Below are 13,945 nucleotides of genomic sequence, written 5' to 3'. Positions count from 1 at the left end.
CTCAAACACCCCAAGATTTTTCAGGAGACAAACACCATGAACAAGAAACTCGGCCTCATCGCCACCGCCGTCGCTGTCCTCGCCATGGGCGCAGGTGCCGCACAGGCCCAGGAAAAAGTGAAGATCGGCTTTGTCACCGACCTGTCGAGCCTCTATGCCGACCTCGAAGGCAAGGGCGGCGCCACCGCCATCCAGATGGCCATCGACGATTTCGGCGGCAAGGTGCTGGGCCAGCCCATCGAGCTGCTGGTTGCAGACCACCAGAACAAGGCCGACATCGCCGCCTCCAAGGCCCGCGAGTGGGTCGACACGGCCGGCGTGACCATGATCTTCGGCGGCACCAACTCCGGCACCGCATTGGCCACGGCCAAGGTGGCCGAAGAGAAGAAGCGCGTGTACTTCAACAACGGCGCGGGCAGCTCGGTGCTCACCAACGAGCAGTGCTCGCCCTACACCGTGCACTACGCCTACGACACCGTGGCGCTGGCCAAGGGCACCGGCGCGGCCGTGGTCGACCGCGGCGGCAAGAGCTGGTTCTTCCTGACGGCCGACTACGCCTTCGGCCACGCGCTCGAAGCCGACACCACCAAGGTGGTGAAGGAAAAGGGCGGCACGGTGGTGGGCGCGGTGCGCCATCCGCTGAACGCATCGGACTTCTCCTCGTTCCTGCTGCAGGCGCAGAACTCCAAGGCGCAGATCCTGGGCCTGGCGAACGCGGGCGGCGACACCATCAATGCGATCAAGGCATCGAAGGAATTCGGCATCAACAAGACGATGAAGACCGCGGGCCTGCTGGTCTTTTTGAGCGACGTGCACAGCCTGGGCCTGAAGAACACCGAAGGCCTGCTGCACACCACCAGCTGGTATTGGGACCTGAACGACGAATCGCGCAAGTTCGCCAACCGCTTCTTCGAGAAGACCAAGCGCATGCCCACCGACGTGCAGGCCGCCGACTACTCGGCCACCACCACGTACCTGAAGGCCGTGGCCGCCGCCAAGACCACCGACTCCGACAAGGTGATGGCGCAGCTCAAGAGCATGAAGATCGACGACTTCTACGCCAAGGGCCAGATCCGCGCCGACGGCAGCTTCATCCACGACATGTACCTGGTCGAAGTGAAGTCGCCCGCCGAATCGAAGAAGCCCTGGGACTACTTGAAGGTGCTCAAGACGCTGCCGGGCGACCAGGTCTTCACGACCAAGGCCGAAACGAAATGCGCCGCCTGGAAGTAACGCAGTAGCGCACTGACGCCATTCGCGATTCACCCACCGAAGTCAACGAGGACCCTCCCATGAAACGCACGCTCATCGCTTCCGCCTGCCTGCTGGCCACCTGTCTCGTGGCCGCGGGCGCTGCCCAGGCGCAGGACAAGGTCAAGATCGGTTTCATCACCGACATGTCGAGCCTCTACGCGGACGTGGAGGGCAAGAACGGCGCCCTCGCGATCCAGATGGCCATCGACGACTTCGGCGGCAAGGTCAACGGCATGCCCATCGAGCTCCTGTCGGCCGACCACCAGAACAAGGCCGACATCGCCGCCTCGAAGGCGCGCGAGTGGATCGACACGCAGGGCCTCACGATGCTGTTCGGCGGCACCAGCTCGGGCACCGGCCTCGCGATGGCGAAGGTCGCGCAGGAGAAGAAGCGCGTCTTCATCGTGAACGGCGCGGGCAGCTCGGCGCTCACCAATGAGCAGTGCTCGCCCTACACCGTGCACTACGCCTACGACACCGTGGCACTCGCCAAGGGCACCGGCAGCGCGGTGATCGCGCGCGGCGACAAGAGCTGGTATTTCCTCACCGCCGACTACGCCTTCGGCCAGGCCCTCGAAGCCGACGCCACCAAGGTGGTGAAGGAGAAGGGCGGCACCGTGCTCGGGAGCGTGAAGCACCCGCTCAACACGTCGGACTTCTCTTCGTTCCTGCTGCAGGCGCAGAACTCCAAGGCGCAGGTGCTCGCGCTCGCCAATGCCGGCGGCGATACCATCAACGCGATCAAGGCCGCCAAGGAATTCGGCATCACCAAGTCGATGAAGATGGTGGGCCTCCTGGTCTTCGTGACCGACGTGCACAGCCTGGGCCTGAAGAACACCGAGGGCCTCTTGCTCACCACCAGCTGGGACTGGAACCTCGACGACAAGACGCGCGCCTTCGGCAAGCGCTTCTTCGAGAAGACCAAGCGCATGCCCACCGACATCCAGGCCGCCGACTACTCGGCCACCATGACCTACCTGAAGGCCGTGCAGGCCGCCAAGACGGTCGATGCCGACAAGGTGATGGAGACCATCAAGGCCACGCCGATCGACGACTTCTATGCCAAGGGCACCGTGCGCGCCGACGGCCGCTTCGTGCACGACATGTACCTGGTGCAGGTCAAGTCGCCGGCCGAATCGAAGCAGCCTTGGGACTACTACAAGGTGATCCAGAAGCTCAAGGGCGAAGAGGTCTTCACGACCAAGGCCGAGAGCAAGTGCGCCCTCTGGAAGTGATCTCCCGCGGGCGTCCTCGCGGCGCCCGGGTTCGTTGAAACGCTTATGAACATTTCCCTCCCTGCCTTGTTGAGCCAGCTCCTTCTGGGGCTGGTCAACGGCTCGTTCTACGCCATCCTGAGCCTCGGGCTGGCGGTGATCTTCGGTTTGCTCAACGTCATCAACTTCGCGCACGGCGCGCTGTTCATGCTGGGGGCCGTCCTGACCTGGATGGCCATGGAGTATTTCGGCATCAACTACTGGGTGATGCTGATCGCGGCGCCCATCCTCATCGGCCTCTTCGGCGTGGCGATCGAACGGCTGCTGCTGCGCTGGATCTACAAGCTAGACCACCTCTACGGCTTGCTTCTCACGCTCGGCCTCACGCTGCTGATCGAAGGCGTGTTCCGCTCGGTCTACGGCGTTTCGGGCCTGCCCTACGACGCGCCCGAGGCGCTGTCGAGCGCCACCGACCTCGGCTTCATGGTGCTGCCGAACTACCGCGCCTGGGTGGTCGTTGCCTCGCTGGTGATCTGCTTCGCCACCTGGTACGTGATCGAGAAGACCCGCCTGGGCGCCTATCTGCGCGCCGGCACCGAGAACCCGCGCCTGGTGGAAGCCTTCGGCGTCAACGTGCCGCTGATGATCACGCTGACCTACGCCTTCGGCTGCGCCCTCGCGGCTTTCGCGGGCGTGCTGGCTGCGCCGGTGATGCAGGTCTCGCCGCTCATGGGGCAGAACCTCATCATCGTGGTGTTCGCCGTGGTGGTGATCGGCGGCATGGGGTCGATCATGGGCGCGATCCTCACGGGCCTCGGGCTCGGTGTGATCGAAGGTCTCACCAAGGTTTTCTACCCGGAGGCTTCCTCCACCGTCGTCTTCGTGATCATGGTCATCGTGCTGTTGATTCGCCCCGCCGGCCTGTTCGGCAAAGAGAAATAAGGCGGACGGCATGAACATGAAAAAAATCTCCACCGTCGTCTACGCGCTGCTGCTGGTCGCCCTGGTGCTCGCGCCGTTCTTCGGCGCCTACCCGGTGTTCGTGATGAAGCTCATGTGCTTCGCACTGTTCGCCGCGGCCTTCAACCTGCTGCTGGGCTTCACGGGCCTGCTGTCCTTCGGGCATGCGGCCTTCCTGGGTGGCTCGGCCTACGTGGCGGGCCATGCGATGAAGGTCTGGGGCCTCACCCCGGAACTCGGCCTCATCGCTGGCACCTTGAGCGGCGCCTTCCTCGGCTGGATCTTCGGCATCCTGGCCATCCGCCGCCAGGGCATCTACTTCGCGATGATCACGCTGGCGCTCGCGCAGATGATGTTCTTCGTCGCGCTGCAGGCCAAGTTCACGGGTGGCGAAGACGGCCTGCAGGGCGTGCCGCGCGGCAAGCTCTTCGGCGTGATCGATCTGTCGAACGACCTCACGATGTACTACGTCGCGCTGGTGGTCGTGGTGGCCGCCTTCTTGCTGATCGTGCGCACCATCCACTCGCCGTTCGGGCAGGTGTTGAAGGGCATCAAGGAGAACGAGCCGCGCGCGCTCTCGTTGGGCTACGACGTGAGCCGCTTCAAGCTGCTGGCCTTCGTGATCTCTGCCGCGCTCTCGGGCCTGGCGGGCTCGCTCAAGACGCTGGTGCTGGGCTTCGCCACGCTGTCGGACGTGCACTGGACCGCTTCGGGCCAGGTCATCCTGATGACGCTGGTGGGTGGCCTGGGCACGCTCTCGGGTCCGCTGGTCGGCTCGGCTGTTGTCGTGCTGCTGGAGAACAAGATCGGCGAACTGGGCAACTTCCTCGCGCGCATCACGACGGTGGACTGGTTCAACACGCTGGGCGAGTCGGTGACCATGGTCACGGGCCTGATCTTCGTGATCTGCGTGCTGGCCTTCCGTAAGGGGATCATGGGCGAGATCATTGCGTTCATCGACCGGCGACGCGCCAAGCAGGCCAAGGAATAGACAACAAAAAGGGAGCGCAGGCTCCCTTTTTCATTGGCGTCAGCAGTTGCCTTTTTTCGCCTGGCCGGGCGGGCAGAAATCGCGGTCGTGTCCGTGGTGGCCATGGCGGCGGTCGTCGCGGTCGTGCCGCCGGTGGTCGTCGTCCCACTCGCGGTCGCGGCGGGCTTCACGGCGGGCTTCGCGGCGGCGCCAATCGCCTTCGGTCCAACGCCAGCCGCCACGGTCTTCGACCCAGCGGCCCGGGGCGTAGGCATAGCCTGCCCGCGCGGGCCGCCAGTCGCCGCGTCGCCACGCATACGCGCGGCCGTCCCAGGCCCAGCGGCCCGGCACCCAGACATAACCGCCGCGCGGTGGCGGTGGCGCCTCGTAGCGTGGTGGCGGCGGCGCCACCATGACCAACCCGGGAACGTTGATGTTCACCGAGACCTGTGCGTTCGCGCCAAGGGGCGCGGCCAGCAATGCCAAAGCGCTGGCCAGGCCGAGCGCGGCGAATCGAATCTTCATGGAGCCTCCGTTTTTCCAGATCGTGGGTATACGAACTGCCAACGCATGGAAGTCGTGGCCGGTTGTCAGGCTTTGCACGTGAGTGTGCTGTGCCGCAGCACGCTAGTTGGCCTTCGGAAGCACCGTGATCTCGATCTCCCGGCTGGTCACGTAGTACGGCACGTGCTGGTGGTTGGCGAACAGCAGCCGCAGCTTGTGCTTGCCGGGTGGCAGGTCGAGCACCGCTTCGGTCTCGCCGTTGCCGTAGTGCTTGTAGTGCTGGTGCAGGTATTCGCCCGGCTTATCGAACGGAATCGGCGCCTTGATGTCGACCGGCAGCGGCATGTCGATCAGGATGTGATGGTGGCCGGTGTTCTGGATGTCGCCGGCAGACACGGGCGCGACACCCATCCCCGAAGCCACGAACGCGACGCGGAACGGTGACCGTACCTGGTCCCCGTTCTTGATGTTCGTGAAGTAGAGCAGTTTTTCCCCGGGCAGGAAGGGGCGCGTGCGATCGCTCGCGCTGATGTCGCTGATCACGGAGTCCGTGGCCTCCAGCGGTTTGAGCGCGACGTCGGACGGCGCCGCGACGGCGAAGGAGGCGCTGATCGACAGCAGGGTGCCGGCGATGACCAGTGGTTTCAGGGCGTGATGGAGGTTCATGGGAGGACTTACGATCCCGCCCGCAAAACGGATGCACGCCCACTCGATTTTTCGACAGCGCGCTGCGCTCGATCCGCCGGCACATCAGCAGCGCTTCCCGCGCGCAGGGCATCGGGTGCTCCCCGCAGCGAAATCAAGGAGGAGGCCGAAGCCCGGGGGACATTCGCGGAGGGGAGTACCCGGTGGCCTGTGCGCCCGCCCTGAACAGGAACTACAGCCGCAACGGCGCAGCGTAGCCCGTCATCTCCAGATAGCCGCGCCCCACGCGCTTTCCCTGCGCATCGAGCAAGTCGCTGAGGCCTTCCCAATACACGCCGCCCGTCGAACCGCGGCTGTCCAGTTCCTGGTCGTCGAGCAGGGCGCGCACTTCGAAGTTGCCGGAAGGAGTCTGCACCCGCCATTGCGTCGGGTACTTCGCCTGCGTGCGCGGGCTGGCCCACGCGTTGACGCTCTCGAAGTGCACCTCGTCGTTCTTGAAGACACGCAGCACCCCGTCGCGCGTTCGGAACGAGCCGCCACCCCACAAAGCGCTGCCGTCCTTGCGGCGCAGATGAAAGGCGGTGAGCGCGCTCCCGTCATCGAGGTTCATGCCGATCCAGTCCCAGCCCACGGCCTCGGGGTGCATCAGCGCCTCGCTCCATTCGTGGTCGAGCCATGCCGTGCCGTCGACCTCGAAGGCCTGGCCCTTGAGCGTGAGCTTGCCTTGCGTCTTGAGCTGAGGCTCGCTGTAGTAGTAGCTCGCCTGGGCTTCATCGGGGCCCTTGCGCGAGAGACCTGCGTTGCCTTGCAACAGCACCGGCTGCGTCGGCGTGAAGCGCAGGTCGAGCGCGAACTCGCCGGCCGGAATGCGCGCCGAATAGCTGCCGTCCTTGCGCACCAGCGACCAATCGCGCAGCCGCACCTCGGTGTCGGTTTCGCTGGCCGACGCCACTTCGAAGCCTGCGCGCGCGATGCGCTGGTCGTGCAGCAGCACGCGGCCTTCGAGGTCGGTGACGGCGGCGTGCGCGAACACGAGGTTCTTCGCGGCGAAGGCCGAGCGCATGTTCTGCGTCGCGTCGATGCGCGAGCGGAAGAAGGTCACCTGAAAGCCGAACTCGCGCCCCGCTGCGTTCTTCGCGTGGCCGGTGATGTACCACCACTCGGTGTGCAGGTCGGGATGGCTGCCGAAGTCGCGCGGGAACTGCAGCGTGCGCGCAGGCAACGCCCAGCCCGCAGCAGGCGCCGCGGCCAGCGCGGCAAGCAGCAGGCTGCGCCGCGAGAGACCGAAAGCACCGAAGGACATCAACCCGCCACCAGCGCATCGATGCGCTGCTGTGCCGGCCCGATGTCGCCGAACGCGTTCTTCACCCACGCCGCATCGTGGTAGCTCGGCAGGTAGCGCTCGCCCGAATCGCACAGCAGCGAAAGAATCGAACCCTGCCGCCCGGCCGCGCGCATCTCCTGTGCCACGGCCAGCATGCCGATGAAGTTGGTGCCCGTCGACGGCCCCACCTTGCGCCCCAGCAGCGCCGAGAGCGCATGCATCGCCGCCACCGAATCGAGGTTCGGCACCTCGATCATGCGATCGACCAGCGTGCGGATGAAGCTCGGCTCCACGCGCGGGCGCCCGATGCCTTCGATGCGCGAGCCCACGGCCGTCAGTGTCGTGTCGCCCGTTCGGTGGTAGGCCGAGAACACCGAGCCTTCGGGATCGGGCACGCACACCTGCGTGTCGTGGCAGCGGTAGCGCAGGTACCGGCCGATGGTCGCGCTGGTGCCGCCGGTGCCCGCGCCCACCACGATCCACGCCGGGATCGGATGCCGTTCGCGCGCCATCTGCTGGAACATGCTTTCGGCGATGTTGTTGTTGCCGCGCCAGTCGGTCGCGCGCTCGGCGTAGGTGAACTGGTCCATGTAGTGGCCGCCGGTGCGCTCGGCCAGCGCGCGGGCCTCCTCGTACACCTGCGCCGCGTGGTCGACGAAGTGGCAGCTCGCACCATAAAAGGCGATCTGGGCGACCTTCTCGGGCGAGGTGCTGCGCGGCATCACCGCGATGAAGGGCAGGCCCAGGAGCCGCGCGAAGTAGGCCTCGCTCACCGCCGTGGAGCCGCTCGAAGCCTCCACGATCGTCGTGCCCTCGCGCACCCAGCCGTTGCACAGCGCATAGAGAAAGAGCGAGCGCGCGAGCCTGTGCTTGAGGCTGCCGGTCGGGTGGGTGGATTCGTCTTTCAGGTACAGGTCGATGCCCGCTGCGGCGAGTGCAGGCATGGGGAGCGGGATCAGGTGCGTGTCGGCGCTGCGCTGGTAGTCGGCTTCGATGCGGCGGATCGCGCCGCCGAGCCAACCGCTGCAGGGGAGGGATGAGGGTGTGGACTGCATAGCGCGCCAGTCTACAAGTCATGCCTTGTAACCCCGCAGCCGGTGGAAATCGGGATACTGTGCGCTGCCATCAACAAGGCAGGAGACGAGACACATGAAAAGAACGAGCCCGCGCCTCGCAGCGCGACGCATGCCGAGCCATCGGCTTTCCATCGGCGCATTGGCCGCCATCGCCCTCGCCGGGTGCGCGTCCAGCCCTCCGGGCAGCGACACACCCACGCGCCCCTCCTCATCCTTCGCCGTCCCCGGCCTCGAGAAGCCCGCCGAAGTGCTGGTCGACCGCTGGGGCGTGCCGCACCTGTACGCCGGCACGCTCTACGACGCCTTCGTGGCGCAGGGCTTCATCGCCGCGCGCGACCGGCTCTGGCAGATGGACCTGTGGCGCAAGCGCGGCCTCGGCGAAATGGCCAAGGACTTCGGCCCCGCCTGGGTCGAGAGCGACCGCGCCGCGCGCGCCGTGCTCTATCGCGGCGAAATGTACCGCGAGTGGCTCGCCTACGGCTCCGACGCCAAGCGCGTGGCCGAGGCCTTCACCGCTGGTGTCAATGCCTACGTTGCGCAGGTTCGCGCGCAGCCCGCGCTGCTGCCGACCGAGTTCGCGTTGCTGGGCTACCAGCCGGCCACGTGGTCGCCCGAGGACGTGGTCCGCATCCGGCACCACGGGCTCACGCTCAATTTCACCTCCGAGGTCGATCGCGCACGCGCCTTCTGCGCTGGCGGCCCCGGCATCAAGGCCGACTGGCTGCGCCGCGAGCTCGATCCGCCGGTCACGCCCAAGGTGCCTGTAGGGTTCGATCCCTGCACCATCCCCGCAGCGGAACTGCGCGCGGCCTACATGCGTGCGACCGACGCGCCGCGCTTCACCAAGGAGAACACGCGGGTCGGCATGAATGCGGGCGCGCCCTCCGCGCCGGTCGCCTTGCTGCCCGGCAGCGCCGACTCCATCGCCGCGAAGGCCGAACAGGACGAGGCGCAGCAGCAGGCCCTGCAAGGCGACCCCACGGGCGCCTACGGCAGCAACAACTGGGTCATCTCGCCGAAGCTCACATCCACGGGCCGCCCCATCCTGGCCAACGACCCGCACCGCTCGCACGGCGCACCGAGCCTGCGCTACATGACGCACCTGAGCGCGCCCGGCATGGACGCCATCGGCGCGGGCGAGCCCTTCCTGCCGGGCCTGTCGATCGGCCACAACGGCACCATCGCCTTCGGCCTCACGCGCTTCTACATGGACCAGGAAGACCTGTACGTGTACCAGCTCAACCCGAAGAACCCCAACGAATACCGCTACCAGGGCCGCTGGGAGCCGATGACGCGCGTCACCGAGCGCATCGCGGTACGCGGCGAGAGCGCGCCGCGCGAGGTGGTCAACACCTTCACGCGCCATGGCCCCGTGCTGCTGTCCGAACCCGGCAAGCGCCGCGCGTACGCACTGCGCGCCGCCTGGCTGGAGCCCGGCATGGCGCCGTACTTCGGTTCGATGGACTACATGCGCGCGCGCAACTGGGACCAGTTCCGCGCCGCGATGAACCGCTGGGGCGCACCCGGCGAGAACCAGGTCTATGCCGACAGCAGCGGCAACGTCGGCTGGATTCCGGGCGGGCTCACGCCGATCCGGCCCAACTGGGATGGGCTCATGCCCGTGCCGGGCGATGGCCGCTACGAATGGTCGGGCTTTCGCAATGGCGACGAACTGCCTTCGGAGTTCAACCCCGCGCGCGGCTACGTGGTGACCGCGAACGAAAACAACATTCCGCCCGATCATCCGGCCGCGAAGAAGGGCGTCGGCTACGAGTGGAGCGATGCGGCCCGCGCACGCCGCCTGAAGGAGCTGTTCGCCGCGAAGGTGGCGGCAGGTTCGCGCTTCACCATCGAAGACTCCGAGCGCATGCAGAACGACATCGTCGCGACGCCCGCGCAACGGCTCCTGAAGCTCTTGGCGGGCCTGCGCAGCGACGACGCGCAAACAGCCGCGGGCCTGCGCCTGCTGCAAGGCTGGGACGGCACGATGGACCGCGACAGCGCCGCGGCCGCGCTCTACGAGGTGTGGAGCAGCAAGTCGCTGCGCGCGGCGGTGCTCAAGGCCGGCGCGGGCGATGTGGGCGCGCCGCTGGCGGCGCCGGGCGACAACACGCGCATGGTGTTGCTGCTCGAGAACCCGTTCGGCTGGATCACCGATGCGCAGCGCGATGCCTTGCTGCTGCAGACGCTGCCGCCCGCGATGCAGGAGCTCACCGCCAAGCTCGGTCCCGACATGACGGCCTGGAAGTGGGGCACCCTGCACCGCGCGGAGTTCCGCCATCCGCTCGCCGACGTGGTCGATGCCGCCACGCGCAAGAAGCTCGACGTGGGCAGCTGGCCGATGTCCGGTTCCAGCTTCACGCCGATGGCGGCTACCTACCGCGCAAGCGACTACAAGCTGACCGCGGGCGCGTCGTTCCGCATGGTGCTCGACGTGGGCAACTGGGACGCCTCGCGCGTGATCAACACGCCGGGCCAGTCGGGCAACCCCGACAGCCCGAACTACCGCGACCTCGCGCCGCTGTGGCTCGAAGGCAAGTACGTGCCGCTGGTCTACAGCCGCGGGGCGGTCGAAAAGGAAACGGTCGAGCGGATCCAGCTGACGCCCGCAAAATAGGCGGCATGACTGTCGACGAACTCAACCGGAAATTTGCCGAAGTCCCCGCGCGCCACAAGGAGGTCTCGATCATCGCGAGCATGGATGACGAGCCCGCCCGGCCCAGCCGGCGCCTGATGGACATCGCTCTCCAGGCGTGCTCGGTGGCAATGGACGTGGCGTTGCCCATCTACGAAGGCCGCACGTCGAAGGAGCCACACTGGTTCGACACCTGGCCCGGCGAGCATTACCGACTGCTCGCCGCGCTGGTGCGCACGCTGAACCCGAAGACGGTGATCGAGATCGGCACCTTCACCGGCATGGGCACGCTGGCGCTCGCGCAGGACCTGCAGCCTTCGGGCACCCTGACCACCTTCGACTTGCTGGCATGGGACAGCTTTCCCGATACCTGGCTCGCGCCTTCCGACTTCGCCGGGGGCCGCGTTCGTCAGGTGCTGCATGACATCTCCACGCCGGGCGGCATCGAGCCGCATCGCGCGCTGTTCGAGTCGGCCGACCTGATCTTTGTCGACGGGCCCAAGGACGGTCGCACCGAAGCGGACATCCTCGCCAACCTGAGTACGCTGAACCTGTCGCGCGATGCGGTGATCGTGTTCGACGACATCCGCGTCGTGAACATGATCGACATCTGGCGCCGCATCGCACAGCCCAAGATGGACCTGACCTCCTTCGGCCATTGGAGCGGCACCGGCCTGATCGACTGGAACGGAACGTCCGATCTCTGAACGTTTGATGGAAGAGGGCGTTACCAGTCCTCTTTCACCGCCAGCACCACATCCTTGCCCGCAGCGGCTCGCCCCGCCAGCCATGCGGTGACGGTCCCGGCCACGACCACCGCGCCGCACAGCGCGATGAGCCGCGCCCATGGCACCAGCAAGTCCATCGTCCAGTGAAAGCTCTGCGGGTTGACCACCTTCACGAGCACCACCGACACCGCCAGCCCGAGCACCAGCCCCGCCACCGCGCCGATGGCCGTCCACGCCGCACCTTCGCCCGCCACCACCGCCAGCACCTGCCGCCGCGTGAAGCCCAGGTGCGCGAGCAGCCCGAATTCCTTGCGCCGCGCGAGCACCTGCGCGCTGAAGCTCGCGGCGATGCCGAACAGGCCGATGGCGATGGCCACGGCCTGCAGCCAGTAGGTCACCGCGAAGCTGCGGTCGAAGATGCGCAGCGACGTCGCGCGGATCTGCCCGACCGAGGCGATCTCGACCGAATCGGGCGACCCGCCGCCCTGGCGCGCCGCGAGCGCGCGCACGGCCGCCTGCACGGCGCCTTCGGATGCGCCCGGCGCGAGCCACAGCGAGATGTCGCTCACGTCGTGCTGGCCGGTGATCTGCACATAGTCGCGCGCATCCATCGTGATCGCGCCGAACTGCCTTGCGTAGTCGCGCCACACGCCGGCCACGAAGTAGGTGTGGGCGACTTTGGTGGGGAGTTCGGTGGCCGACAGCGCGGCGGCCAGTGGCGCGAAGGCCGTGCCCGGCTTCGCGCCGTAGAGCTCCACCATCGGCTCGCTCACGTAGATGCCGATTTGCCCCGCGGGCACAGGCAACGCCGATCCCACCAGCGGCAGCGATTGCGATGCGCTGCCTTCGAGGCTGCGCGCGATCAGCGTCACGGCCGGCTGCGAGGCATCGAGTTGCAACGACTGCGTGCGCAGCGTGCCCGTGCGCGCCACACCGGGCAGTTGCGCCAGCGCCTGCACGAAGGCGGGCGGGAAGGTCGCGGTGTCGGTGCTGCTCGTGCCGCCGCTGTTGCCGCCGCGACCGCCCGAGGTGGCGCGCACGTACAGGTCGGCCGGCAGCACCACGTCGAGCCAGTGTGTCACCGAGTCCCGAAAGCTCGCGACCATCACCGTGAGCGCCACCGCCAGGCTCAGGCTCGCGACCACGCCGCTCACCGCCACGGCCGCCGTGCCGCGCATGCGCCGCGCACGCTCGATGGCCAGCATCGGCAGCACGCGTTGCGCGAACACCGGCGCGATGCGGTCGTACAGCAGCGCGATCAGCCAGGGCAGGGCGGTGATGCCGCCCACCAGCAGGCACGCCACCGAGAGGTACGCCGCCACCGGAATGCCACCGATGGCCGGAATGTTCGCCAGCGCCGCGCTGAGCGCGATCAGCCCGAGTGCGAGCCAGTGGCTGCGGCTCTGCGTGGGCGCGGCGCCCAGGCCCTTGAGCGTCTGGGCTTCCGGCAGCGCCTGTGCCGCGCGCGCGGGCCACCAGCCGCCCACCAGCGCCGCCCCCACGCCGAGGCCGCCATACAGCAGCGCCGCACCACCGCTCCAGTGCAGCTTGGGCGCGACGCCTTCGAAATATCCGCCGCCCAGGTCGCCACCCAGCACCCGCAGCGCGAAGGCCGCGAGCGCGGTGCCTAGCGCGAGTCCGGCGGCGCTGCCGATCACGCCCAGCACCAGCGATTCGGCCAGCACCAGCCGCAGCCGCTCGCGCGGCGTGAGGCCGAGCACGCCGAGCAGCGCGAACTGCTGCGCGCGCTTGGCCACGCTGAGCGCCAGCACCGAGAACACCAGGAACGCGCCCGTGAACAGCGCCACCAGCGCCAGCACCGTGAGATTGACGCGGTAGGCGCGGGAGAGATTGCTCACCCGCTCGGCCGCATCGCCCGGTTCCGCGAACTGCACGCCCGCGGGCCAGCCGGGAGATTTCTGCAGCGCATCGATGAAGGCCGCGCGGTCGGTGCCGGGCGCGAGGCGCAGGTCGATGCGGCTCAACCGGCCGACCTGGTCGAACAGGTCTTGCGCGGCCGCGATGTCCATCACCGCGAGCGCCGTGCCGCTGGCGGCGACGTGGCCTGCCACGTCGAGTCGATGCCACGCGGCGCCGCTGCGCAGCTGCACCGTCTCGGTGGCGCCGCTGGCTTCCGTCGGCAGGCCCAGCACGCTGCGCGCGGCGGCATTGAGGAACACGTGGCCCGGCGCGAACAGCGCGAAGCGGTCCGCGGCGGCCGCGGGTTGCGGCATCAGCGCGGGCGCGATGGTAGGGAGCACCAGCGCATCGACGCCGATCACGCGCATCGGCACCTGGCGTTCGCCGCTGGCGAGGGCCAGGCCCTGGAATTCGAGCACCGGGCTCGCGAGCGTCACCTGCGGATGCCGAGCCAGTTGCGCGAACACGGCCTCGTCGAAGCCGCCCTGCACGGCGCGCACCTCGAGGTCGGGCTGCCCGTTGACCGAGCGCACCGCACTCGAGAACTCGTCGAGCGCCGAGGCGTTGATGAGCTGCACCGAGAACGCAAGCGCCACGCCCAGCATCACGGCCAGCACGGCGGCCGCGTTGCGCCAGGGGTGGTGACGCAGTTCCTGCCAGGAGAAGGTGGTGAGCAATGCACGCATTCAGCGATTGTGGCCGCGGGACGCCTTTG

General features: G+C 67.7%; 11 protein-coding genes. 6 read left to right on the top strand and 5 right to left on the bottom strand.

Annotated elements, in window-relative coordinates; translation table 11 throughout:
• Positions 1 to 84 precede the first annotated feature (84 nt).
• From GNX71_RS21690 to GNX71_RS21675, 4 genes are read left to right on the top strand one after another with little or no spacing between them, the layout of a single operon-like run.
• Positions 85 to 1,233: an ABC transporter substrate-binding protein gene (locus GNX71_RS21690; RefSeq protein ID WP_241027340.1), complete on the top strand. Its 1,149-nt coding sequence runs from the start codon at positions 85 to 87 to the stop codon at positions 1,231 to 1,233.
• A 59-nt stretch (positions 1,234 to 1,292) separates the two neighbouring features.
• Positions 1,293 to 2,489, top strand: coding sequence for an ABC transporter substrate-binding protein (locus tag GNX71_RS21685; protein WP_206174330.1), 1,197 nt, complete (start codon positions 1,293 to 1,295; stop codon positions 2,487 to 2,489).
• 45 nt (positions 2,490 to 2,534) lie between these two features.
• Entirely contained in the window at positions 2,535 to 3,410 is an 876-nt protein-coding gene (locus GNX71_RS21680) for a branched-chain amino acid ABC transporter permease (RefSeq protein WP_206174329.1), read from the top strand.
• Between the two features lie 10 nt (positions 3,411 to 3,420).
• A complete protein-coding gene (locus tag GNX71_RS21675) occupies positions 3,421 to 4,419 on the top strand; it encodes a branched-chain amino acid ABC transporter permease (protein WP_206174328.1) in 999 nt (332 codons plus the stop codon).
• A gap of 39 nt (positions 4,420 to 4,458) precedes the next feature.
• Here GNX71_RS21675 and GNX71_RS21670 read toward each other — a convergent pair whose 3' ends face one another.
• The 4 genes from GNX71_RS21670 to GNX71_RS21655 form a co-directional block, all read right to left on the bottom strand.
• Positions 4,459 to 4,923, bottom strand: a complete 465-nt coding sequence (locus tag GNX71_RS21670; RefSeq protein ID WP_206174327.1) for a YXWGXW repeat-containing protein — start codon at positions 4,921 to 4,923, stop codon at positions 4,459 to 4,461.
• A 102-nt stretch (positions 4,924 to 5,025) separates the two neighbouring features.
• Positions 5,026 to 5,568, bottom strand: a complete 543-nt coding sequence (locus tag GNX71_RS21665) for a DUF4399 domain-containing protein (RefSeq protein WP_206174326.1) — start codon at positions 5,566 to 5,568, stop codon at positions 5,026 to 5,028.
• 211 nt (positions 5,569 to 5,779) lie between these two features.
• Entirely contained in the window at positions 5,780 to 6,850 is a 1,071-nt protein-coding gene (locus GNX71_RS21660) for a carotenoid 1,2-hydratase (protein ID WP_206174325.1), read from the bottom strand.
• Entirely contained in the window at positions 6,850 to 7,926 is a 1,077-nt protein-coding gene (locus GNX71_RS21655; protein WP_206174324.1) for a PLP-dependent cysteine synthase family protein, read from the bottom strand. Before GNX71_RS21655 ends, GNX71_RS21660 begins: the two co-directional genes overlap by 1 nt.
• Positions 7,927 to 8,020: 94 nt before the next feature.
• Between GNX71_RS21655 and GNX71_RS21650 the strand changes: the two genes are divergently transcribed.
• Entirely contained in the window at positions 8,021 to 10,564 is a 2,544-nt protein-coding gene (locus tag GNX71_RS21650) for a penicillin acylase family protein (protein WP_241027014.1), read from the top strand.
• Positions 10,565 to 10,569: 5 nt separating this feature from the next.
• Complete coding sequence (locus GNX71_RS21645) at positions 10,570 to 11,289, top strand: class I SAM-dependent methyltransferase (protein WP_206174323.1); 720 nt, start codon at positions 10,570 to 10,572, stop codon at positions 11,287 to 11,289.
• Positions 11,290 to 11,309: 20 nt separating this feature from the next.
• Here GNX71_RS21645 and GNX71_RS21640 read toward each other — a convergent pair whose 3' ends face one another.
• The gene (locus GNX71_RS21640) at positions 11,310 to 13,916 is read right to left on the bottom strand and encodes an ABC transporter permease (protein WP_206174322.1); all 2,607 of its coding nucleotides are present in this window, start codon (positions 13,914 to 13,916) and stop codon (positions 11,310 to 11,312) included.
• Between the last annotated feature and the right edge of the window lie 29 nt (positions 13,917 to 13,945).

The sequence above is a fragment of the Variovorax sp. RKNM96 genome (assembly GCF_017161115.1).
Taxonomy (GTDB): domain Bacteria; phylum Pseudomonadota; class Gammaproteobacteria; order Burkholderiales; family Burkholderiaceae_C; genus Variovorax.
This window is presented reverse-complemented; position numbering and strand designations above follow the sequence as displayed.

What these genes read in the sequence shown, in the direction of transcription:
- GNX71_RS21690 (WP_241027340.1), top strand. Translation starts at nt 85, where the DNA reads ATGGGCGCAGGTGCCGCACAGGCCCAGGAAAAAGTGAAGATCGGCTTT.
- GNX71_RS21685 (WP_206174330.1), top strand. Translation starts at nt 1,293, where the DNA reads ATGAAACGCACGCTCATCGCTTCCGCCTGCCTGCTGGCCACCTGTCTC.
- GNX71_RS21680 (WP_206174329.1), top strand. Translation starts at nt 2,535, where the DNA reads ATGAACATTTCCCTCCCTGCCTTGTTGAGCCAGCTCCTTCTGGGGCTG.
- GNX71_RS21675 (WP_206174328.1), top strand. Translation starts at nt 3,421, where the DNA reads ATGAACATGAAAAAAATCTCCACCGTCGTCTACGCGCTGCTGCTGGTC.
- GNX71_RS21670 (WP_206174327.1), bottom strand. Translation starts at nt 4,923, where the DNA reads ATGAAGATTCGATTCGCCGCGCTCGGCCTGGCCAGCGCTTTGGCATTG.
- GNX71_RS21665 (WP_206174326.1), bottom strand. Translation starts at nt 5,568, where the DNA reads ATGAACCTCCATCACGCCCTGAAACCACTGGTCATCGCCGGCACCCTG.
- GNX71_RS21660 (WP_206174325.1), bottom strand. Translation starts at nt 6,850, where the DNA reads ATGTCCTTCGGTGCTTTCGGTCTCTCGCGGCGCAGCCTGCTGCTTGCC.
- GNX71_RS21655 (WP_206174324.1), bottom strand. Translation starts at nt 7,926, where the DNA reads ATGCAGTCCACACCCTCATCCCTCCCCTGCAGCGGTTGGCTCGGCGGC.
- GNX71_RS21650 (WP_241027014.1), top strand. Translation starts at nt 8,021, where the DNA reads ATGAAAAGAACGAGCCCGCGCCTCGCAGCGCGACGCATGCCGAGCCAT.
- GNX71_RS21645 (WP_206174323.1), top strand. Translation starts at nt 10,570, where the DNA reads ATGACTGTCGACGAACTCAACCGGAAATTTGCCGAAGTCCCCGCGCGC.
- GNX71_RS21640 (WP_206174322.1), bottom strand. Translation starts at nt 13,916, where the DNA reads ATGCGTGCATTGCTCACCACCTTCTCCTGGCAGGAACTGCGTCACCAC.